The sequence below is a fragment of the Bradyrhizobium sp. CCGB12 genome (assembly GCF_024199845.1).
In the GTDB taxonomy this organism is placed as follows: domain Bacteria; phylum Pseudomonadota; class Alphaproteobacteria; order Rhizobiales; family Xanthobacteraceae; genus Bradyrhizobium.
Genome location: NZ_JANADO010000001.1, coordinates 5,577,454 through 5,600,445, shown reverse-complemented (window position 1 = coordinate 5,600,445; position 22,992 = coordinate 5,577,454). Strand labels below are relative to the sequence as shown.

General features: G+C 58.1%; 15 protein-coding genes and 4 pseudogenes. 15 read left to right on the top strand and 4 right to left on the bottom strand.

The genetic code is table 11. The features are described from left to right. Positions 1-643 precede the first annotated feature (643 nt). The 6 genes and pseudogenes from NLM27_RS25755 to NLM27_RS25735 all read left to right on the top strand — a co-directional run bounded on the left by NLM27_RS25755 (position 644) and on the right by NLM27_RS25735 (position 3,641). Positions 644-781 carry a hypothetical protein gene (locus tag NLM27_RS25755; RefSeq protein WP_254145989.1) on the top strand — a complete coding sequence of 46 codons (138 nt, stop codon included), beginning with the start codon at positions 644-646 and terminating at the stop codon, positions 779-781. A 111-nt stretch (positions 782-892) separates the two neighbouring features. Further along, positions 893-2,428 (top strand): porin, encoded by a 1,536-nt coding sequence (locus tag NLM27_RS25750; protein ID WP_254145988.1) that lies wholly within the window; start codon positions 893-895, stop codon positions 2,426-2,428. Positions 2,429-2,733: 305 nt separating this feature from the next. Next, positions 2,734-2,894, top strand: a pseudogene (locus NLM27_RS25745) (type II toxin-antitoxin system HicA family toxin). Positions 2,895-3,021: 127 nt separating this feature from the next. After that, positions 3,022-3,257, top strand: a pseudogene (locus tag NLM27_RS44055) (type II toxin-antitoxin system HicB family antitoxin); the annotation flags it as partial. Then, the gene (locus tag NLM27_RS44050; protein ID WP_375142324.1) at positions 3,249-3,338 is read left to right on the top strand and encodes a hypothetical protein; all 90 of its coding nucleotides are present in this window, start codon (positions 3,249-3,251) and stop codon (positions 3,336-3,338) included. The pseudogene NLM27_RS44055 and the gene NLM27_RS44050, both read left to right, overlap by 9 nt. A 129-nt stretch (positions 3,339-3,467) precedes the next feature. Further along, on the top strand, positions 3,468-3,641 hold the full coding sequence (locus NLM27_RS25735; RefSeq protein WP_254145987.1) for a hypothetical protein: 174 nt from the start codon (positions 3,468-3,470) through the stop codon (positions 3,639-3,641). Between the two features lie 746 nt (positions 3,642-4,387). On the opposite strand, the pseudogene NLM27_RS25730 reads toward NLM27_RS25735, so the two are convergent. Then, positions 4,388-4,509, bottom strand: a pseudogene (locus tag NLM27_RS25730) (cold-shock protein); the annotation flags it as partial. 90 nt (positions 4,510-4,599) lie between these two features. After that, the gene (locus tag NLM27_RS25725) at positions 4,600-5,022 is read right to left on the bottom strand and encodes a hypothetical protein (RefSeq protein WP_254145986.1); all 423 of its coding nucleotides are present in this window, start codon (positions 5,020-5,022) and stop codon (positions 4,600-4,602) included. A gap of 1,475 nt (positions 5,023-6,497) precedes the next feature. On the opposite strand from NLM27_RS25725, the gene NLM27_RS25720 reads away from it, so the two are divergent. The 3 genes from NLM27_RS25720 to NLM27_RS25710 all read left to right on the top strand — a co-directional run bounded on the left by NLM27_RS25720 (position 6,498) and on the right by NLM27_RS25710 (position 12,544). Beyond that, entirely contained in the window at positions 6,498-7,790 is a 1,293-nt protein-coding gene (locus NLM27_RS25720) for an MATE family efflux transporter (protein ID WP_254145985.1), read from the top strand. 878 nt (positions 7,791-8,668) lie between these two features. Further along, positions 8,669-10,171 carry an alkaline phosphatase family protein gene (locus NLM27_RS25715; protein ID WP_254145984.1) on the top strand — a complete coding sequence of 501 codons (1,503 nt, stop codon included), beginning with the start codon at positions 8,669-8,671 and terminating at the stop codon, positions 10,169-10,171. Between the two features lie 663 nt (positions 10,172-10,834). Then, positions 10,835-12,544, top strand: a complete 1,710-nt coding sequence (locus tag NLM27_RS25710; protein ID WP_254145983.1) for an outer membrane beta-barrel protein — start codon at positions 10,835-10,837, stop codon at positions 12,542-12,544. 45 nt (positions 12,545-12,589) lie between these two features. Here NLM27_RS25710 and NLM27_RS25705 read toward each other — a convergent pair. Continuing rightward, a pseudogene (locus NLM27_RS25705) lies at positions 12,590-12,709 on the bottom strand (TRAP transporter large permease subunit); the annotation flags it as partial. 651 nt (positions 12,710-13,360) lie between these two features. Between NLM27_RS25705 and NLM27_RS25700 the strand changes: the two are divergent. The 6 genes from NLM27_RS25700 (at position 13,361) to NLM27_RS25675 (ending at position 21,652) form a co-directional block, all read left to right on the top strand. Beyond that, on the top strand, positions 13,361-14,086 hold the full coding sequence (locus tag NLM27_RS25700) for an FkbM family methyltransferase (RefSeq protein WP_254145982.1): 726 nt from the start codon (positions 13,361-13,363) through the stop codon (positions 14,084-14,086). Positions 14,087-15,677: 1,591 nt separating this feature from the next. Continuing rightward, on the top strand, positions 15,678-16,130 hold the full coding sequence (locus NLM27_RS25695; protein ID WP_254145981.1) for a (2Fe-2S)-binding protein: 453 nt from the start codon (positions 15,678-15,680) through the stop codon (positions 16,128-16,130). Between the two features lie 2 nt (positions 16,131-16,132). Further along, positions 16,133-18,457, top strand: coding sequence for a xanthine dehydrogenase family protein molybdopterin-binding subunit (locus NLM27_RS25690; RefSeq protein ID WP_254145980.1), 2,325 nt, complete (start codon positions 16,133-16,135; stop codon positions 18,455-18,457). A gap of 139 nt (positions 18,458-18,596) precedes the next feature. Continuing rightward, a complete protein-coding gene (locus tag NLM27_RS25685) occupies positions 18,597-20,315 on the top strand; it encodes a PQQ-dependent dehydrogenase, methanol/ethanol family (RefSeq protein ID WP_254145979.1) in 1,719 nt (572 codons plus the stop codon). A 63-nt stretch (positions 20,316-20,378) separates the two neighbouring features. Further along, entirely contained in the window at positions 20,379-21,002 is a 624-nt protein-coding gene (locus tag NLM27_RS25680; RefSeq protein WP_254145978.1) for a cytochrome c, read from the top strand. Then, positions 20,999-21,652, top strand: coding sequence for a hypothetical protein (locus tag NLM27_RS25675; RefSeq protein ID WP_254145977.1), 654 nt, complete (start codon positions 20,999-21,001; stop codon positions 21,650-21,652). The genes NLM27_RS25680 and NLM27_RS25675 overlap by 4 nt, the downstream gene beginning before the upstream one ends. A gap of 276 nt (positions 21,653-21,928) precedes the next feature. On the opposite strand, the gene NLM27_RS25670 is transcribed toward NLM27_RS25675, so the two are convergent. Beyond that, positions 21,929-22,948: a LacI family DNA-binding transcriptional regulator gene (locus tag NLM27_RS25670; protein ID WP_254145976.1), complete on the bottom strand. Its 1,020-nt coding sequence runs from the start codon at positions 22,946-22,948 to the stop codon at positions 21,929-21,931. Positions 22,949-22,992: the final 44 nt, after the last annotated feature.

Sequence of the window (22,992 nt, the reverse complement as noted above, 5' to 3'; positions counted from 1 at the left end):
ATCATTCGTTAAGTTCCTGAACTTGAATCTCTAGCTCGCGGCACAACCGCGCTGTTCATCTCTTTGGTCGGAAACTAAGAGAGTTACGGATCGAGCTGGTCGCGGGATCGGGAAGTCAGCCCGACCATGCAGACCAATTCCAGCGGCGCGACATACATCGGTGCTCGTGGAAGGCAGTCTGTGTCTGATGTCGTGCGTGCAGTTTGCATTGAGCTTACGCCCGACTTGAGGCCTGGCCACCCGACGCCAACAGGTCGCGTTTGGCGGTCTGATCGAGCACATGCCTGTCTCAAGGGCATGACTGGCCGGAAGTCGGCAGGCGGAAGAAGCCGCATTTGACTTTCCGCATGTTTTTGGTGAGCCGATTTCCGGTGACCGCCGCCTTTGCCGCTCACTCTGCTCTCTTGATCACGATCGATTCAGCTTCGAGCTCGTTCGTTTGGCATTCAGCGCGACCGGCAATAACAGAGCTCCATGCCTTTCTCATCGTGCCCACGTTAAGCATCAGCCAACGCGGCTTTTAGCTTCGAATGAGCCTTCTCGGCACACAGGCGCAGCTTAACAGGACAAAGGCGGCTGAGAGTTTGGATGAAGGTGGCCATGTACTCTCCGCTCGCACCAAAAAAGCGCACCAGGAGAAGTCATGAAGCTCCGTCAAGCCATCAATGGAGTTTATTGGGTGAGTGTGGATATCGACCAAGGGGTCGATAGTGCGCCTGTTGTTCAAGCCGATCTGTTTTGTTTGGAATGCATCATCAAATCAGAACGCGCCATCGCATGATTTGATGTCCGTCACCAAAGGTTTGCGTGCCGCCGATACAGCCTCGCCCGCACAAGTTCTGACCTAGAGGATCGGGCAATGACATTCTCAAATTTGAGATCTCCATATCGAATGATCGAGCGGATTGGACTGACGTCGGCGGCAGGCCTATTTGCGTTGGGCGCTGCACAAGCAGCAGATCTTCCCGTTAAGTCCAAGGCGATCGAGTACGTGAAGGTTTGCGCGCTATATGGCGCCGGCTTCTACTATATTCCCGGCACTGACACATGCATCAAGCTCGGCGGCTACTTGCGCGCTGACTTGGTCTTGAATAGCAATAGCGACTTTGACCCAGCAGCGAATGGTGTGGCCGGAGCTCGAAACCGTCTGAGTAATTACTACACCTGGCGATCGCGGGAGAGCTTAAATATCGACACGCGTAGTGCGACCGAGTACGGCGCGGTTCGCACCTACTTCCAAGGCGTGTTCAGCTGGACATCGGGCGGCTACGTCGGTGCCGGTGCAGGCGACGGAGGAGGCGCAACCACCTATAACGCAGCTGTGTCCGGAGGACAGGGCAGTGGAGCGATCGCACAGGGATCGCTCGGCGTCTACTCCGCGTTCATCCAGTTCGCCGGTTTCACCGTAGGAAAGGCGGTCTCGCAGTTCTCCGCGCCTTGGACCAACTATCCCGCGAACGAATATGACGATCTACCCGGTGGTGGCGGCTGGGTCACGGGCGTGAACCAGTTGACCTATACCGCCGACTTTGGCCAAGGCATCACAGCGTCGCTATCAGCGCAGGACCAGGTCGTCTATGGTACAACCAACATCTGGAACGTGAGCGGTGCCACGGCCGCCGGCCTTGCGACCGGAGCCTACGGTGCCAACGACATCGGCGCTTCGCGCTCCCCCGACCTTATCGCGATGGCCCGCATCGATCAGGCCTGGGGCCTCTTTCAGGCGTCACTTGCTGCGCATGATAACCATGCGGCCTATTACGGCGTTGACGAAACAAGCGGCCATCCAAGCGACAAGTGGGGCTGGGCTGCTCAGGTGGCCTTATCACTCAAAAATATCCCGACAGGGATAGGTGACACGATCAACTTGTCCGCCGCGTATACGAATGGTGCGAGCCGTTACAACTTCAACGATCTGATGCCGACAACGTACGCGATGTACGGAGGTACGGGCTTGACGAGCGGCTACCAGAGCGTCGGCCTGGCTGGTCTGTCCGACTCCGTGTTCGTTTCCGGCGCTCGTCAGGAGTTGACCACGACCTACGGCTTCCGTGGTGGCTACACCCATAACTGGAATCCAATGTGGAATACCGCCATTTACGGCGGTTGGGCTGCCGTTCGGTATGGAAGTACTGCCAAGGGCTACATCTGCAATGCTTTCGTTGCAGGACTTGCGCTTTCGACCGGCATGGCCGGCTGTAATCCCGACTTCAACTTCGCGGCTGTTGGCGTCGTCAGCCGCTGGACTCCGGTCAGGAATCTGACTTTTACGGCCGACCTCGCCTACACCATGCTCGACCAAAAATACGCGAGCGGAAGCACGGCTACATTGCCGCTGCAGTCGGCCGTCGCCAAACCCGCTGCGACCTACGCGTTAAAAGACCAGAACACGCTGACGCTGCTGCTACGCGCTCAGCGCAACTGGTGAGTCTCAGCCAAACCCAGCAAAAGGAGATACGAAAAAGGCTCTGTGCATTGAAGCTAGCCTCCAAGGAGGCCTCCGGCATGCCCGCCGGGGGCCTTCCTCATCTATGGCCAAACTTTTGGTCAGTGCGGCGCCTCCGTCTTTTGCGCAGATAGCCACCCCGCCAGTTGCGTTGCGCTTGAGGCCCTAGGGCTGCCTCGCCCTTGGTGGTCGGTCGAGCCCCGATAGTAGGCGACAAATTTCCCCTTCGAGACCATGCCGGCGGACTCCGGGTTCGTTTCCGCGCGTGTGTATTAGAGCGTTGACATATGAAGTGTGCATTTATACGCCAAGGCAGTCCTGAAGGCAGCCACATTCAGTTCAAGCATTCGACCAAACCGGTCGCGTGACAGTCCCTCACCCTAAGAAAGACATTCCGATTGGAACGGTCCGGAGCATCGAAAAGCAGTCCGCACTGAAGCTGAGATAAGCGGGCGCTGGATACCGCCCGGGAGAGCCACTGGGGCTCACTGGAGAGCATCATGTGATACGACATCGCCCTAATTCACAAGGATGCAGATAGCGACTACGGCGTCTCGTTTCCTGATCTTCCGGGCGTGATCAGCGCAGGAAGTACTTTGGACGGAGCTCGCGCGATGGCGGGGGAAGCGTTGGCCCTTCATCTTCGGGGGTGGCTGAGCACGGTGAAGCCGTTCCAGAGCCCTCGTCTCTCGAACAGATCTTGGCCAATGCAGAGAACAGGGATGGCGTTGCCGTCTTGATCCCGGCCCCAGCCGAAGAGGTAAATAGCGTTCGCGTGAACATCACCCTCCCCGCCGACGTTTTGAACGAAATTGACCGGCGCGCGGAGCAGCAAGGCTTCGCGCGTTCTGGCTTCCTTGCTCAGGCAGCGAAGAAGGCGTTGGCAGCCTAAAGGCCGGTTGAACGTTGATGTTGATCGCTTCCTTTACCGGGGCGCGTAGAGGCTTCCTCGAAACTTACCGCAAGCGGCGCCTTCCGTTCGATCAACGCACGGCCGCACGGACGAGGATCTGCTCCGCCCTTGCTCGATTGCACGGCCGGCTGTATCGAGGAAGCACAGCTGTACGAGGAGCTATGCGGGGCTTTGAGCGGCATGCATGAGAGCTGGCGAGTTCTTTTCGCGATCGCGGCAACGGCGATCGTGGTCAGCGGCGCGTTCCTCGCTATCCGGTTCCTCATCGGATTTTACGGCTGATCTGCCGTCGCTTTCGCGACGCTGAATCCCTTGTCGGTTGGTGACGGCGAGCAGGAGGCGGCGGACGCCGCGTCTCGGCTCTGGAAATCACCCGCGCGTGCCGGTGGCGGGATAGACGTTAAGCATCACGGTTGATGGCAGCGGTAATCAGGGAAGTCTCTACAAACGGTTCAGGTGCGATCTTTGACGAAGACCACGAGGGCAGTCAGCCCGATGGCGGGAAGGAGCAAGAAGATCACGAGCCGTCGCTAGGATAGACGTCAGAAAGAACTGGGCGCGGAAGGTACGCCGGTTGTTTTGGGGCGCACGACCTTCAGGAGCAGTGCTAAGACGAAAGCGACTGAAGCGACACGGCGTCGGCGACACCGACGGACTGATGGAGCAGATCGGCAACGTCAACGGGCACGAAATCGCTGATTACGGCTCCAGCGGCTTCGCTCGTTCAGTCCTGTGACCGGACACTATTGCCATCGTAATCACAGGCTGAACAATTGGACTGTCGCGTGATCAGCGTCGTCACGCCGCCTTCCGGATTGCAGCCAATTTGCATCCCTGTTGTTTTGGCGGTCCTGCCAAAAGCCCCCGAGGATCCCGCACCGATCTGGCGCGTCCCCACCGCTGCTGCCGCCAGAGATAGTTATTCCGCCAAATGCAGATCGTTGCCCCATGCTCAATCAAAATGTGCTGAATGCACGGCATTTCAGACGTAAGTGCATCTTGTGGCAGAGGACCGAACTAGGCCGCGCGGCGCCTTCCGCGAGATTAGTGTAGCCGGCCTTCTCAACCGCGCTGATGTGTACGAAGGCGTCAGCTCCCCCGTCTTCCGTCCGGATGAAACGTATTCCTTTGTTGCGTTCAACCACTTCACAACCCCATTGCCACTGCATTATTTCCAAACGGAACTTTCAAAGAAATTATCGAAGAGTTGCGTGTAAGGACTTGCCGCGATAGGTACGTCTCACACTGAGCGTCCCTCACGCCTCCATAATCCTTTACGCGGAGGACGAATCCTGCGGGCGATCGATCGTGGCGGCGCAGCCGGCAAAGGTGGTCGCTCATCGCCGGCTGGCGGTTCGACCTGTGCCTCGGGCTGGCCCTGGGCAACAGATTGATCGAGCTTCTCAGAGGCATCAAGGACCTCAAGCATCTCCAGAATCTTCCGTCCCTGCGCAGTGATGATCCAATATCCTTCCTGCCGCTCGATCAGCTTTTGTCCGAAGATATCGAGGTTCGGCTCGCGGCTCGCGATGCGCTTCATGCGAGCCGGCCACTCGGGCCCGCTGGTGTAAAAGATCGCCAAGTGCTGTTTGATGAGTTCAAGCCTGGCTCGGCCGCCAGGTTGCCCGGCAAGTATCTTCAGTATGGATAGCTGAAAGCTCATGTGGGCGCGTAACGATTCAATGAAAGCACGACAATGCCGTAGCGCACATCATCGGTTTTAAAGCGGAAACCTTGCCGGAGCGGCTAATCAACAGACCAGAGTACCGCATTTCATATGCAGCTTTCGAGCTTTCATGTGCCCTTGCAGCTCGAAATCGTGCTGCCTGTCCGAGCCGAGCTGCGCGTCGCCTCACGAGACGGTCGATCCGAGGGGTCGATTGTTTGTTCTTATTACGTTCTCGCACTCGCTGACCCGCAAGCTGGCGGGTGCCATCCCCCGGAGGGCGCGAGATCGTCGGGGCGCTATGAAGCATGCGGCCATCGCAGCAAGCGCTACTTGGTTTCATGGAGCTGCTTCGCATCGAGCCGGACAGCGCCACCACCAAACTAATATCAACGGCGCGCATTGGAGGCGTTGACGAGGTCAGGAGCACCGGTATCTCGTGCAGTTCAACAGATTCCAGCCAGTAAGATGCGATTGGCGACGGGAAACCGCTGGTCCGGTTTGCTCCAGACAAGACCTGTCTATTGCTCGCCTTCGCTTGGGCGCAGACGAACGCGGCTAGCCGTGCGCAAAACCCAGGGAAGGGGAAGTCACCGTCCATTCTATGCCTTCTGACGTGCGTGCCCAATGCCGAGAGCTCCCTCATCTTTCAAGGTGCCAAGTCCGGAATCGAGTCCGCGTGGCTCATCAATGTGATTGCACATCGGTAAATCAAGTCGAGCAGGCGAGCTTTCAGCGTTCGTGATGATCTTCCCGCCCGGACTTCATAAACCATAAAATCGGCACTCATCGTGCGGTCGCATTGGCGTCCACTTGGGCTGAGCGTGCGATACCGATCGTCCTTTTTGCGACAGGCTGTCGATCCCCCGACAGGTCCGTTTCGGATGAAAGCAAGCATCCAGCTGTCGCAGTTGGCACGCGCCTTGAAGGGTGGGCCTCATCGATTGCGCAGCAATGCAGGGTTTGCTTACGGGATGATGAGCCTTCAGTTCGTGGCGTGGATCAGGTCCGAGTTTGGGTCGTCAAACCTGCAGCGTCAACGCAGTCTCACGCATGAACTCGACTCTTTGATCAGCCTCGCTCAGCGATGATGCGTCGCCATCATTGCGTGAATGATGATCGGCAATTTTGCGACGGCATCCGCGAGCTCTCCTCCACTTATTGCATGCGACAATCGCGGCCACACTCGTTGAAGCCCAGCTTTCAAGCCGTGGTCCATTTTGGAACTTATGCACTTGAGGCCGAACGAGGCTGCAGTTGAGCCAGTATCGCGGACCGACCACGAGTTCACGTCAGGACGGGGATGCTGTCGTGAAGAAGCAGTTCTTCGCTCGCCGAGGCCAGCGGCAGCATGATGACATGAACAAGACAGCAGCAAGCTGGCATCGAATTCGCGCCCAGAAGTGACGAGAAGGGCGGCTAAGCATTGTTTCGCTGTCGAGCTCGCCGAAATCGCGAAACTCGCGTTGCCAATGGTGCTGGCGCAGGTTGGGCAGATCGTGATGATCACAACTGATCTTGTCTTGATCGGGCGCATCAGCGCTGAGGCGCTCGCCGCGGCCGCGCTGGCAGGCCGGTTCTATTTCATTAGTCTCACTTTCGGCGTGGGGCTACTCAGTGCCATCGCGCCTATTACAGCGCGCGCGTTTGGGGCGAATAATCTAGCTGCCGTGCGGGGTGCGTTGCGCATGGGGTTCTGGGCGGCCCTGATCCTATCTTTCCCAATCATCTTTGTGACGCTGCGAGCAGAGCAAATACTGCTTGCGTTGGGCCAAGCCCCCGATGTGGCGCGGCTCGCCCAGCAATACCTCCTCGGATTAGGCTTCGGCGCGGCGCCGGCACTTTCGTTCTTGGCCATCCGCGGTTTCATGGGCGGGGTCAATCGGCCACAGCCCATCTTGTGGATTACGCTATCAGCAACTCCCCTGAATGCCTTGCTGGTCTATATGCTGGCTTACGGGCCGTTCGGGCTGCCTCGGCTGGAGCTTTTCGGGGCAGGTCTTGCGACCACGCTGGTGAACTGCAGCATGTGTTTGGCCGGCTTGTGGTTCGCTGCACTGCGTCGTCCTTTCCGTAACTATCATGTGCTTGCGCATCTCTCGCGTTTCGATTGCCGCGCAATGCGACAGCTCATCGCAATCGGCACGCCAATATCAATGGCTTCATTGATCGAGTCGGGACTATTTTGGGCCACGTCGCTCCTGGCGGGCTTGATCAGCACCAGTGCACTGGCCGCTCATCAGATCGCTGTACAGATCGCGGCGATCCTGTTCATGATATATTTGGGCGTTGGCACGGCCGCAGCCGTGCGCGTCGGCTATGCGGCCGGCCGCAACGACTGTGCAGGCGCCAAGCAGGCACATCTGGCGGCGATGCTGATCGGTATTGTCATAGCGGCATCGCTAACGCTCGCGCTAATCGCCGCGCGTTTTGAGATCGTCGAGCTCTTTCTGGGCAGATCGGCCGGTTCGGAGGCAACGATTAGTCTTGCTGCGGAGCTCCTCGTGGTCGGCGCAACGCTCTTTATCACTGACGCTGTCCAGTGCATTGCGGCAGGCAGCCTGCGCGGACTGAGGGACTCGCGGACGCCGCTTCTGTTTGCGGTCATTGGTTGGTGGCTGATCGGCTTTTCCCTCAGCTATTGGCTCGGACTGAAGGTCTGTCTTGGCGCCACTGGTATATGGATTGGCTTGTCGGCCGGAACGACAATCTATGCGGCACTTCTCGTCCTCAGGTTCCGCATCCTGACAAGCCGCACTCACTGATGCGCCCATCATCACTGATCCTAAACGGCCACGACAGGCGGGATACTTATCCGGGCCGCTGCGGGCGAGTCGAAACTCAAGTTTGACTGAAAATTGGACGATGCTCTACAAGCGTAGAGAGACGCTTAGCATCGTATTATTCGATCATTCCATTGTAAAAATCGGATAACCGAAGTGGTTAGCTCGTTCGTAAGCAGGTAGGACTCCTCAAGGCGTCTTTCGCAATTTTCGAGCTTTCCAACTTGTCATCCGCGGCAGAATGGCTCAACGGGTCCTTTCCCTTCGAAAGCGACGCTGTGACAGGTCGCGCGGCTCAGCCACATGCGAAACGCGCTGACGCGACGACTCTCAATCAGGCCATATCGAGTTTTCACCCGCGGACCGGTGTCTGCGAGCGCCCCAGCCGCGCTACTCTGGCCACGGGCCAGCGATATATCGGAATCAAGCCGCCACATGAACAGCAGCCACGGCTCCAGGCTCAACCGCAACGTCGATCAGATCAGGATCGGCTACTGCGCAGGGCAGGTTCAATCGGACCAAGCATTTGTTATTTTTGTTCGCGAGGCAAGGCTGCCCGTGGATCGCTGGATGTCTCACCTGACGTCGCTCAGAAGCCGCTAGCGCTGCAGTCGCGGTCCAATCTCGCCGGGCCTCGTCTGCGACCGGGGAGAGCTGCTGGCGCTCGCTCGCCAGTGATCCCGACACGGCATCAGTCGGTGTGCGGGCCAGGCTTTGGTGACTGGGGGCTCCTTCTCGGCATCACCCTCGCGCAAGCGATCAGCGTCCGTCCGCAAAGACAAGGCGTTGGGCTGCGTCAGGTCAGCCACGCCCCGGCCAATCCTGATCCACTACTTCCCAGTTAGACGAAAGCTTACGTTATGTTCAACCGACCGGACCGGTATCGGGCTCTCATCGTGCTATTTGATGGGCTTCGGCCCGATCTCGTCAAACCATCACTGACGCCGAATCTGGTCAGGCTTCAGCGCCGTGGTGCGGTGTTGACCCGGCAGCGCACCGTCTATCCCAGCGAAACACGAATAGCACTCACGAGCCTCATCACGGGAGCAACGCCGGATCGCCACGGCATTGTTGGAAATGAGTATCTCGACCGGCACCTTCCGGCAGCGCGCTTGGTCGACACCAGTGACGCGCGTCTGATCGAGGATCTCGATGCCGCGAGCGGCGGCCATCTACTCGGTGTGCCATCACTTGGCGAGATTCTCGCGGCGAACGGCATGACCTTGTCAGTCCTGGCCTCCAACTCGGCGGGGGCAACCCGCCTGCTGAACCATAAGGCGCGAAAGTTTGGCCAGGTGACCCTCTCCGGCCATTTTCCTTGCATTGCGACCTCGGCCGAGATGCTCAGACAGGTGGAGTGCCTGCTGGGGCCAACGCCTGCGCCGCCGCCTCCTGGCACCCCGGATCTCGCCTCTCAAGCCTTTCTGACTTCAGCGTTCCTGGACGTCGTCTGGCCTCAAATTCGGCCCGACGTCGCAATCCTCTCGTTCGGCGAGCCAGATAGTTCCTCCCACGATTGTGGAACCGGCGCGCTAAAAACTCTGGAAGCGATCAGCTTTGTCGATCGGCAGTTCGGCCGCGTGCTCGATTGGTGGGAAGCTGAAGGCGTGTGCCAAGGCGTGCACCTGATCGCAGCCTCCGATCATGGGCACGTGACGGTGCACGAGCGGGCCGATCTCTTCGAGACGCTTGAGGGTGCGGGGCTGCGTTGCGGCCCGGCACCGGCGGCCGGGATCGATGCCATCGTCATACCTGGGCAGGTCGGAGCAATTTACCTCGCCAAGCCATCGCAGTCCGTTATCCGCCGTGCCGTCGGGGCAATGATCGAAAGGGCCTGGTGCGGTCCAGTGTTCACTGCGGGCGGCGCAGTCGATGGCATTGCACCAGGCAGTTTCGCGCGCCGTTTGGTGTTCGCCGAAAATGTGCGATCGGCGGACATCCTCTTTTCTTTTCTTTCGGATGGCGGCCTCGATCCATTTGGTCTTATCGGTCGCAGTTGGAGTGCGGATGGGCCAGTCGGCTTCGGAGTGCATGGCGGGTTGCATGCCAAGGAGATGTCGTCTGTCGGCATTTTGGCAGGACCGCTCGTCAAAGGCGGCTTCGTCTCAAAAGTCCCTTCAAGCATTTGCGATTTTGCGCCGACAGTGCTCAGTCTTCTGGGAATCCCACGGCCAGCAACGATGACGGGTCGCGCCCTCACTGAGGTCTTCATCGACGAGGGAGGGGACGTGCATCGGACGATCGAAAGGGTATACGAGACCAGCAGCGGCGCGTATCGTCAGCAGCTTCGTCGTGTACAGATCGGTGAGGCGGTCTACCTTGATTCCGCTGACGTGGTGGGTCGTCCCAACAACCTGACATAAATCAAGCATCGATCCGCAGGCCTCATCAGGGGGATAAAACCGCAGAAGCTTCTCTTTTTGCTGATTGGTAGCCATGCGGCAAGCGTGGCGCGTAGGTGTCGCCATTCAAAGGCGCACAAGAAACTGACGTTGGGCACGCGTTGACCAGACAGATGCCTGCCTGAAGGGGCGGCCGCTTGGGACGGCAAGTAGGACGCCCGATCGCGCTGGGTCTCTCGTCGCGATGTCTCTTCAGCGCGACACGCAACGACCTCTTCTCCCGAAGGTGGGCGATCCGGTTTTTCCCGTTTTCAGATCTCCGGGGTCTGCTATCGCAGGCTGTGAAGAAGGTACCGTCCGTTCCGTACGAGCTAGGCGCTGCCGGGGCGGTGCCAAGCCTAGGGACCTCGAGCAAGAGAAGGGCCCTTATAAGAGCATTCCTTTATTTCAATCGGTCGACGCCGTGCAGCATGAGCTTCGCGTCCGATCCTAGACGCGCAGCCTGCTTCAAAGTTCACCGATCTTGTTGCGAAGACAACACCGCGATCGAAAACCGCAGGGAATGCGCATGGCGTCCGCTGGCCTAGATCCTGCAAACCACATCCGCCGTGGAAGCTGCGCCAACAACGTCGGCCCTTCGGTCTTCTTTGCAAGGTGGCGCGCGATCTGTGTTCGTGAGGCGAAATGCGATTCCAACTTCTTTTTTACAGCGTCACAACAGCTGCGCTCGCAGGCGGTGCCGTCAATTCGGCCGATCTTAAGCCGGCAGTGAAGGTCCCACCCGCCATCTGGAGCTGGACCGGAGGGTATATCGGCGGGCACATCGGCGGGGGCTACGGGGGAACATCATTCAGCGATCCCTATGGCCGGTCACTCTATGGGGACGTTGTCGACACCCCTGTGTTCTTGGCCGGAGGTCAGATCGGCTACAACTGGCAGAGGGAGCGCTGGGTTCTTGGCGTCGAACTGGATGCCAGTCGCGCTGTCTCCGACGGTAAAAACACCTGTCTTGCCGCCTCGAGCTCTGTCATCAGCGCAAACTGCAACGCCAGTCCAAGCGTGTTTGTCACCGGGACGGGTCGCCTTGGGTATGCGTTCGGCCCGCATGGCCAAACGCTTGTTTATCTCAAGGGGGGCTTGGCCTGGCAGCACAATAGCGGGGTTGTCGCCAACAACAACGAATTCGCTGGCCCAACTAGCCCATTTGGCTTGGCGCCACAGAATGCCACCCCTTTCGACTATGATCGTGTCGGTGGCACAATCGGCCTGGGCGTCGAGCAAGCCCTCACGAACGCATGGTCCTTGACGCTAGGGTACGACTATTTGAGGTTCAACGGACCAAGTGTCGCGACCCCTCCGACCCTGCAGGTTCCGCCGCTGGCAACCGTCCCCGCCAACACGACCAGCTTGTCCAGTAGCTATCACATCGGAAAGCTTGGACTGAACTACCATTTTGACGCAGACCCACGAGCACCAGTATCGTCGGATAGCCCGCTATACGCAACGAAACGGACGGTCAGCGCCTCGCCCAGTGGCTTTACTGACGGGTGGTCGCTGGAAGGCGGCACACGGCTGTGGCTAAGCCGAGGAAGGTTTCAATGGGACGTCGGAAGAAGTGATCTTATATCAAGGCTCACCTATCATAGGCTGGACGGGATTTCTGGTGAGTTGTTCGAACGGCTGGACAGCCCCTGGGGGATCTTCCTCAAGGGCAATATCGGCTTCGGGCGCTTCAACAACGGAAATATGAACGATGAAGATTGGGGCGTGGACCCGCTCGCTTATCGCAACACAAGATCGGGTCAGGCCAACGGAAGGTTCACGTACTACACCGCCGATGCCGGCTACGATTTCCTGCGCGGCAGCACCTTCAAGGTCGGTGGGTTCATGGGCTGGAGCTACTACGGCCAGAAGTCTGATACGATAGGCTGCGTTCAGATCGCCTCGCCCTACGCTGCATGTCTGGCGCCAGGTGATAAAAGGATAGTGGGCAGCCAGGACACTGATTGGAACGCGCTGCGTATTGGCCTTAGCGTTGAGACCATGTTGCTCGATCGTTGGCGAATGAGTGCCGATGTTGCTTACCTGCCTTGGACGGATTTCCAGGGGCGCGACAACCATCTGCTGCGCCATTTCACGACCTTCGCCGATCAACGCGCAAGTGGTGGCGGTGGTGTACAGGTCGAGGCAGTCTTATCCTACTTCATCACCAAGAACTTCAGCGTCGGCGTCGGTGGCCGTTACTGGGCCATGTGGACGTCAAACCAGCGAATGCAACTCTCCACCGAAGCCGAGGAAGGCGACTACTTTCCTGTTACCCACGGCCCCTTTCCCGCCGACTATCGCATGGAACGATGGGGCACGTTCTTACAGGGCTCCTACAAATTTGACTAAAACGGCTTGCTCCTCGCTCTAAGCTTCGAACGGCATTATGGCCCGGAAGATGTTGAGCGGGACCGGCGGATGGATGGGGCCGATCTCCATCACGATCGTCGTCTCGATACCGAACCAGATCAGGTCAAAGCCGGCGTCCTTCAGCGGCGGCAGGATAATCGGCGCTATAACCTTCTTAGCGAGCGCGAAGCCAGATGTTCCAGCAATCTTAATGGCGAATTTCGCAATTGAGCGCGCCGAGCGAAGGGCATGTGAGACTGCAGGTGGCGGACTTGGCCGCCACCGCACAGTCCACTGTCCCGGTAGCTGCGGGAAGGCGAGCTGAAATACCTAATCCACCCTGAGCATAGCGTTTCTGGCCTCTCGATGCCGACCGAATTGGGCTCTAGCTCGCGGAGCGAGTAGGGATGGTCACTATGGAGACGTGAAAACGGTGGGCCCAAAACATCTATCGCACCGCGTATCCTGCAACCCTGGTGTAGCAGCGTTTGTATATGGCTCAAACTCCATGTCCGTCTTTGAAGCACAACCCGCGAGTCCGTCGATGTGACATCGCTATTTCGTACGTCCTAGTGCTCTTAAGCTTCCATGTTTATCAATCATGGACGTTAGGTTGATGGCGCGGATGTCGCGAGCCCGACAAAGTGTAGCGGCCATTCGAGGATACATTCCAGCACGTAGGCATTTAAGCAAGCGGGCATCATATCTACGGGTGGCACGCCGATTGCTGCGATGATCAGTAAGAGCCGTCCCGGCAGACCAGTCCTGGCGGCCTTGCACCAAGATCCCACATTACATTGGAGGGTAAGCCTGCCCATGTTGTCCGAGTTTGAAAACAGGTCCATAAACCGAGAGATCGATAGGCTGAACATTCCGAACTCTCGGATCGAGCACTTCGCCCCGGTCAGCTACGCACAAGCCGGAGAAGACGTCATTGTTGAAGGAATCTTGGCTGCAAGACTCTACAAAAGCCAAAGAACTTGGGACAGCGTGTTCTATGTTGAGATTGGCGCAAATCATCCCGTTTCTACCTCGAGTACGTATCTTATGTACCAAAGAGGCGCGCGAGGCGTTCTAGTCGAACCCAATCCCGAACTGGGTGCGCTGATCAGGGCTGTGCGTCCGAAAGACGTTCTCGTGCCATCTATTGTCTTGCCAGCTCCGCAAGCGTCTGCCACGCTCTTCATCGGAAACGCGCATGAGCTTTCCTCAGTGGATGAAGCGCATGTCAAAAGTTTCGGCGATTTCGACGGCTTGGGAGGTGTCCGAGAACATATCGAGGTAAGCGCTCTCGGTATCAATGAGCTATTGACCCCCTATACCAACAAGATCGATTTCTTGTCGATCGATTGCGAAGGGCTTGATCACGATCTCGTCAAGGCCATCGACTACGAGCGCATCAGGCCGAGCGTCATCCAGTGCGAGCCGAGTGAGCATTTTCTAAAGGGCAACAGCGCTCGGATTATTAATCTGATGGAATGCAGATCATACCGGCTTGCTGCAATGACTGATATCAACGTCATCTTCGAGCGAGCGACCTAGAACAGCCGCCCAAATCAACGGCATGAGGCGCTCCCACTCGCCCGCTATGCCACTCTAATCGCCGCTTAGCGATTGCCTACTCGGCGTCGAAGTTCTTGGCTCCGAGCAGAGCGGCGTCGGCATTCTCGCCACGATAGGTCGCCTCGATCAAGGGGAGGATCGGCCTTGGTATCCTTTCAGGAAAGCTAGAGCCGTTCCTAACGAGACTACGGAGCGGGGCTGCGCCAACGTTTGCGACCGGGGCGCTTGCGCGGCACAGCTTCTTCGATCTCGATTTCGCTCCGGAGAGGTGGCCTCGCAAAATGCGTCCATCGCGATAGAGGCGGCCCATGCGCGCGCCAGCATCGGTGAGCTGCTTGCCATCGAGCGCGAGATCAATTGCTGACACCACAGGAGCGGATTTGCGTGCGCAGCGAACGCAGTCGTCCGCACATGCAACATAAGCGACCGCGTGAGCACCGTGCAAAGCTCGCTTAACCTGATAGGGCATTCTCGACGACGTGCGGCTGTTCATGAGCTGAGCGCGAGAACCGGCCTATTGCCGTCGGTCGCGGTAACTGGACGTTTTGCGGATTGCGAAGAAGGTTGCCGCACGTCTACACGTTTCACATCCCCCAGATCAATGACGTCGATCCTCAGCCTGGCGCGCCGGGCGTCCTCGCCCGCTTGCAGGACCCCCGCCAAGCGCCTCAACTAGCTTCTGCGCTGGAATTCGGAAGGCCGGCGCCGGTACAAGGCCGCTGCATAATCCTCGTCAGACCGGCCACCGTAATCCGATATGTCCGCGGCCTTCACCGGATGCGTGCCATCTTCGCGATGGTGCTCACACGAGTTGGCCTCGGCTCGGTCCAAATCTCAACCGATTACGAGTTGGAGACAGCGCGCAATCGAATGCCTCCTCTTGGCTGCCGCTTAAGCGCGTTTCGTCCGACTCCCTTCCAAACTCCCAAATACCAGGGCACATACTTGGCGGCGCTCCCGTCCATAGGACTTCCACGCTCGACATGCGGCTTGACGGACGCTTTCCGGATGATCTGGAGCCAAGAACGATGAGGCCGGCTCGGTGAAGCGAGCGTCGAAATATGTCGAGCGCGGCCGCCGCGGTGAGGCCTCCATAGCCGATTGCCATATTCCAGTGTCTTCGCGGCCCTGCGCCTCTCGGCAAAGTCGCTCCTTACGCTGGCGCGCTCGTTGAGACCTGCTCGATGGTGAGGATGCCGATTCGCCTCGCGTGCAATATCTTGATCGCCGGCCTCATCAATTGCCTTTGATGGATTTTGATCAGCACGGAACGGGATTGTAAGCAGCTGCTTCTGTATCACAAGAGTTGGCGCTTCCGATCTTCGGAAGAGCTGAAACGACTAAATACAAGAATGGGAGGGCAGACCACAGGCGTCCCTTTGCGGGGCCGATCGATGTTCGAGCGACGAGCCTCGCTCTCTATTCAACCCGATTGACTGCTGCGGATAGCTGCGAGACTGCGCGTCTTGGAGCCGGGGAAGTGCTGCGCCCGCCCGGACTGATGGCTGTCTGCAATTGTCGATTGCTCGGCTCGCAAGCCATCAACGCGCGACCTGGAGGAGGTCTGGAGATGAGTATTGAGCTTACGATAAACAAGAGATCGTACACGGTCGACGTGCCCTCGGATACGCCGCTGTTGTGGGTGCTTCGCGATGTGATCGGGCTCACGGGCACTAAATACGGGTGCGGCATTGCTCAGTGTGGCGCCTGCACGGTGCACGTAGGCGGCGATGCAATCCGGTCGTGCATTACGGCCGTAGGTGACGTTACGAAACCAGTCATCACCATCGAAGGATTGGATGCAGAGGGCAATCACCCCGTTCAGAGGGCATGGCGCGAGGAGCGCGTCCCGCAATGCGGTTATTGCCAGGCAGGACAAATCATGCAGGCCGCCGCACTCCTAGCCGAGATCAAGAACCCTTCCGATCAGCAGATCAGCGATGCAATGGCGGGGAATATTTGCCGCTGCGGCTGCTACCAGCGGATCCAGTCTGCGGTGCGCGTAGCCTCGAGGGGGGTCTAAGGATGACCATGCATGCGCTGAGGACCTCATCCGATCCTTGCATAAGAATCGAAAACGTTAGCCGCCGTCAATTCCTTCGCTCGACGGCTGCCGTGGCCGCCTTTGCTCTAGCCGTTGAGATTTTGGGCCTTGAGCCGGGTCAAGCTTATGAAACCGGGGCCGCGCAAATGCCGCACGGGGTTGTCACCGATCCGCATGTCTTCGTCTCAATTGATTCGTCGGGCATTGTATCGATTACTGCCCATCGGTCCGAAATGGGCACGGGAATTCGAACTTCACTTCCGATGGTGGTGGCAGACGAATTGGAGGCTGATTGGTCGAAGGTTCGTATAGTCCAAGCGCTTGCCGACGAGCCGCGGTACGGCAATCAAGACACCGACGGCTCTCGTAGCATGCGTCACTTCCTCCAGCCGATGAGACAAGTCGGCGCAGCGATGCGCCAGATGCTGGAGCAAGCGGCGGCGAAGAGGTGGGGAGTTTCCTCATCGGAAGTTCAAGCCACAAATCACGAGGTCATGCATCGACGGACCGGCCGCAAGCTTGGTTATGGTGAACTCGCAAAAGCCGCGATGGACTTGCCGACCCCGCCAGTAGAGTCCCTGAAGTTCAAGTCCGACGATGCTTTCCGGTATGTCGGCCATGGCAACGTTCCAATCTATGACCTGTTCGACATCACAGTCGGGAGGGCACAGTACGGATACGATGTTCGGCTGCCCGGCATGAAATACGCCGTGATTGCTCGCCCTCCCGTTGTTGGCGGGAGGATTAGATCCTTCGATGCAACCGATGCCCTCAAGATTCCAGGCGTCGAAAAGGTGCTTGAGCTCAAGGCCAGTTGGGCGCCGCCTGCCGCATTCTCACCTCTCGGAGGGATCGCTGTGGTGGCTACGAACACGTGGGCGGCTATTAAGGGTCGAGAAGCTTTGAAGCTCGACTGGGAAGAGGGCGAAAATGGCGGCTACGATTCTGCCGCATATCGACGGCAGATGGCTGAAGTCGCAAGTAAGACGGGTCGCGTTGAGCGCGATCAGGGAGATTTCGAGCGGGCGTTCGCCGCCGCATCAAAGATTCTATCCGCCGAATATTACGTGCCACACCTCGCTCAAGCCTCGATGGAACCGCCGGTTGCGACGGCCACGATTCGCGATGGGGAGTGCGAAGTCTGGGCTCCCTTGCAATATCCGTTTGGCGCGCGCGAAGCATTCGCCAAGCTGCTCGATCTTCCGATCGAGAGGGTGAAAGTGAACGTCACACTTCTTGGTGGTGGCTTTGGCAGAAAGTGCCAATCGGATTTCGCGCAGGAAGCCGTACTGCTTTCCAAGGCACTCGATGGTGCGCCGGTTAAGCTCGCCTGGACGCGAGAGGACGACCTGCATCATGGCTTCTATCATACGGTCACCTATTCGCGTTTGGACGCAGGCGTTGACTCATCGGGAAAAGTGATTGCATGGCGGCATCGCTCTGTCGCACCAACCTTGTTTGCGAATTTCAAGCCTGATCCAAAGCGCGAGCAGGTTGTTGAACTCGGGTTAGGACTTGCAGATGTCGCGCTGGACATCCCGAATGTCCGCGTCGAGACCGGCGAAGCGCCGGCACTGACGCGAATCGGCTGGTTTCGATCCGTCAACAACATACCTCATGCGTTCGCCGTACAATCCTTCATTGCCGAGATCGCGCAAGCCCTGGGGAAGGATCCCAAAGACTTCCTCCTCGAAATCATCGGACCTTCGCGAAAGCTTGAGCTTGAAACACTCGGTTTGACGGATCCGCTTTGGAACTACGGCGATCCGTATTCGACCTATCCCATCGATACTGAACGCCTCAGGAACGTGGTCAACTTGGCGGCCTCGCGCGCAAACTGGGGAAGATCGCTTCCGAAGGGAAGCGGCCTCGGAATCGCGGCACACCGAAGCTTCCTGTCCTACGTGGCGACAGTTGTTGAAGTTGGGGTGGATCGCCAAGGAAAGCTGATCATTCCGCGGGTGGAGACTGCGATCGACTGCGGTTTTGCCGTCAACCCGGAGCGGATTCGGTCCCAGATTGAGGGAGCAGCAGTCATGGGGCTGAGCAACTTCATCGGCGAGATCTCGTTCGCGAAGGGGCGCGCCGAACAGAGCAATTTTGATAACTATCCGGTGGCCCGCATCGACAATGCACCGATAAACGTGCGTGTTCACATCGTTCCGAACGGTTCTGACGTGCCCGCGGGCGGTGTCGGGGAGCCGGGAGTGCCGCCGTTTCTGCCGGCGCTGTGCAATGCGATCTTCGCCGCGACGGGGAAACGCATTCGTTCGCTTCCAGCAGGAGGCGATCAGATCCGCGTCTAGACGATCGCCCAGAGCCGCGACTGAGTTCGAGTACAATCACCAAAAAATTGGCCACTAGAGGAGTGAAGGGATGTCCAAGGTAAGCAGGACGCGAGTTGGAGTATGGCGGACCGTCAGCACGATCGTGGGGATTGGCCTAATGGCAGGCGTCCTCGGCAGTGCGGCGGCTACTGCCGATGAAACGACCCAAGCGCGGCTTCTCGATGCGACGCAGGAAACGAACAACTGGCTGCATCACCACCGCGATTACACGGCACAGCGTTACTCACCGCTCAGTCAGATCAACCTCAATAGCGTCAAGGGGCTGCACGTTGCCTGGACAATGGCGCTGGGCGGTATCGAGGGGGGCGGTATTTGGAGCCATGGCGGTCTCGAAGGAACTCCGATTGTCGAGAACGGATTCATGTATGTGACCGACGGGTGGGGATCCGTCTACAAAATCGATCTCCACGGCGGGAACGGGAATCTGGTCTGGAAGATGGACCCGAAGACCGACCACGACTGGGCAGGCGCGATTGCTTGTTGCGGCGTCAACAATCGAGGCGCTGCGCTATGGGGCAATTTTGTAATCTCCCACACCCTTGATGGGCGTTTGGTTGCCACCAATAAGGACGATGGCAAAGTCGCTTGGGAGCGCAGAGTGGCCGATCCCGACAAGGGCGAAGTGATCACTGGCGCGCCTTTAATCGTCAAGAACATGGCCATTACCGGCGTCGCGGGTGCCGAGTACGGTATCCGAGGTTGGATTGCTGCCACCGACTTGAAGTCTCAAAAGGAAGTGTGGCGCACCTACACGATTCCAGCAAAGGGTGAACCGGGGAACGAAACTTGGAAGGATGGTCACGACGCCTGGAAGACGGGCGGGGGATCAACCTGGGTGACTGGGTCGTACGACCCTCAAGCTCACTTGATTTATTGGGGCGTCGGAAATCCCGGGCCGGATTTTGATTCCGAATACCGTCAAGGCGATAACCTTTTTACTGATAGCACCCTCGCATTGGATCCGGACACCGGCAAGGTCAAATGGCACTTCCAGCACACACCAAATGATCCATTTGATTATGATAGTGTTGCCGAGAGAGTCCTCGTCGACCTTCCGTTCAAGGGAAAGACGCGCAAGGTTGTGCTTGAAGCCGATCGCAACGGCTTCGGCTATGCCCTCGATCGCACCGACGGCTCTTTTCTTTGGGCCACCCCGTTCGTGAAGAAGGTGACCTGGACCAAGGGCCTCAATCCTGAGACCGGAAAACCGATCGAGTATGATTCCAGCAAAGCGGTGCAGACTTACGATCCTCAGGCGACGCTGAACCGGAAGAATACGCATGTCACCATTTGTCCTGGACATAACGGTGGCAAGAACTGGCCGCCGACCGCCTACCATCCGGACTTGAAGACCTGGTACATCCCGGTCATCGAGAGCTGTGACGAGTTGGATAACAAGGAGACCAAGCCTGGCGATTGGAAGCCTCGTGAATTTTTCACAGGGGGCGGTCCAGTCGTGAAGATGCCCATAACAGGAAGCGTGACTGCTATTGATGTGACCACAGGTAAGGTCACAGGCAAGTATGAGACCAAGTATCCAATGCTGGGCGGGCTACTTGCAACACCCGAGTTGGTATTCGCTGGCCACCCCTCCGGAGAGCTCTACGCTCTCGATGCCAAGACCCTGAACAAGGTATGGGAGTTCAACACTGGCGGCGGCGTCAATGCTCCCCCCATGACGTTCTCGGTCGACGGAAAGCAATATATCGCGATCCTCGTGGGACTGGGCGGCGCATGGGACAAGTGGAACCTCGATTCCACAAAGGGCCTTGAGAAGGTGCCCCCGGGCTCCATGCTCTACGTTTTTTCATTGTGATCAGCTGGGCGGCGGAGTGGGGCGCCCAGCGCGCCCCACGTCGTCAACGTTCAAGAGGAAAGAATGGAATCGACGGTTGAGCGCGAGAACCAGAAGGCTAACAGCGCGCAGCGCCTTGGCGCAATAGGTTTGATTTTGATCGCAGGTAGCGGCTTGGCGCTTGTCGCGACGCCAAATTTGGCTCGAGGTGAAGGTGGCACACCCGTACCGGGGCCGGTAATCAACGGAGTGCACCGTGCGCTTGATGAAGGGCAGCGCATCTACGAAAAGGCAAATTGCGTCGGCTGCCACAAATGGCATGGCGGTGGAGGCGGCGGTTATGGTGGCGCAGCGCTCTCATTGCGAGCAACACAGCTCACCCGCGATGAAATCATCGAGGTCGTCCATTGCGGGCGGCCAGGAACCGGAATGCCGCGTTTTGATCGTGACGCCTACAAGGACTACCCATGCTATTCGGGCATCACGGCCCAAGATCTCGGCAAGGATCTGCCTCCGGATGCGGCTACATTTCTCCGGCCGATGGAGGTCGAGAAAGTCGTTGACTACGTTCTGGAACATATCAAGGGCAAGGGGCCAACAAGCTATCAAGACTGCACTGACTTTTACGGAGAGGGCTCAAGGGCCTGCGAAGTCTACAAGAACATCTCGATAAACTCGCAGGCAGCCGAGACGGAAAAGAAGCGATGACCCGAACACCATCGATCTGGGTGATGCCACTGTTACTTCTGTTAGCCGCTCGTGGCGCTGCCAACGCAGGCCAGGTGGCCGACTTTCGCGACCTGAGCCTTGGGATGTCGGTCGCCAGCATCCCGCCTGAAGAGTATATCAACCTTGCTTGTGCCGACAAAGAAGGAGCCAAGCTGGCTGGTTGGAACGACTTTCAGGCGTGTCCGGCTGATCAAATGGGTTTGCACGGACTCTCGTTTCGATTCAATGACGACCTCAATCCACTGGCGGCTCTAAGCGATAAATATCAGGGTACGAAGCTCGGCGGTCACCCCGTACTGCTGACGGGACTCGTCGACAGCAGCGGCGCGTTGCAAGGTATTCGGATCGACACGGATCCGAACGCACGTCCCTTCTGGCGTAAGAAAGCATATCTGTTGGCACTCATCGTGAGAGCTCGATATGGGGAAGGAGGGTGGACTTGTCGAGAGGCGGAGCCTCACGAAGGCGAAACTCCGGTGGGCGGTTTGCTTATCAAGGAGCGCTGCGAGAAGCGCTCAGAGCGCCGTCACTTGGTTTTAGATCGGGAAGTCTACCGCCGTGCCGGCCAGCCTCTGTCGGACTTTGTCAATGCGACACGATTCATCATTGAACAGACGACATACCGATGAAGAAGGATTGCGAAAGGCCAGATTAAACCTGCCAGGCGATCTGCGGTGCCTCCAGACCAAGATTTTTTGCGATGAGTGGTGAGCGGAATCCGTGATCAGCCGGCATCAGTGATCCGCTGGCAGACCGGGCTCGTCTGCTTCCTCCCTGCACCTTAGCCGCTGTTGGACAGTCCAGCAGCGGCTTTTTTTTGTTCTCCGGCCAGGGCGTACGACGCGCAAGCCTGCGGGCCGCACGACAGCCTCTCCTCTACGCGCGGAGCAAGTTCGTTGAAACGCTCAGATGCTGATCGAAAGATTCTGCGCGGTGATGGTGAGAAACTGAACAGGTGCGTTGCTCACATCGACTTCGATTAGCCCGAGGCGGCGAAGCACCGTATCAAGCGAGCGGCGCGCCTGGGTCTCCGGCGCACCATCGATGCAGATATCCATCAAACCAGACCGGAGACATTTTGCCGTGCTCTGACTGAGAGCGTGGCCAATCCAGAATACCTTAGCAGGATGCGCATGCAAAGCCGCCGCGATCCCGTCCCTGCCAGCGCCCACAGTGTATAGTCCGATAACGCGATTGTCGTCCCGCAATGCTTGCGCGAGCCTTTCTGCCGAAAGCAAATTGTCATCATGTCCGAAAATGACAAGGTAGAAATGGTGATCGCGCTTCGTGTGCTGCGTGAGATAGTCGGAGAAGCCGCGTATTCGCTCCCTATGTGCCCGGTAGGCTCCGCTGTGGCACATGGCGAGCAACGTGCCGCTGCGTCCTTGTAGCATGTGCGACATATAGTAGGCGGCGGTCCTTCCCGCTGCGTAGTTGTCGATACCGATATAGGGCACATCTTCGCCGGCACTTCCCGTCAGCAACTGCACAACTTCCACGCCCGACAGGCGGACTTGGCGGATGCTCTCTGTAATTTCCGGATGGTCTGGAGCCAGAACGATGAGACCGGCCCGGCGAACAGGAGGTTGTGCAATATGCCGGGCAATGGCGGCGATATCGTCCTCGCGAACGAACGTTCGGTGAACCAAAATTGCTGGATCCAGCGAGGCAGAAATTCGCTGGAAAGTAGTGTTGAGGTCGGCATAAAACATCTCGGCCTCCGGTTGGACCAGAAGCACCTCAATCCGGATGATGCCGCTGTGAGGCCTCAATCTCCGATCGCCATATTTCAGTTTCTTTGCAGCCTTGATAACTCTTTCGGCTAGCTCGGTCCTCACGCCACCGCGGTCGTTGAGGACCCGCTCGACGGTTGCAGTACCGACATTTGCTTCCCGCGCAATGTCTCTGATCGTCGGACTACTCAAGTGCCTGTCTCCGGCGTGACTTTGGTCAACTCGGATGGGAACCT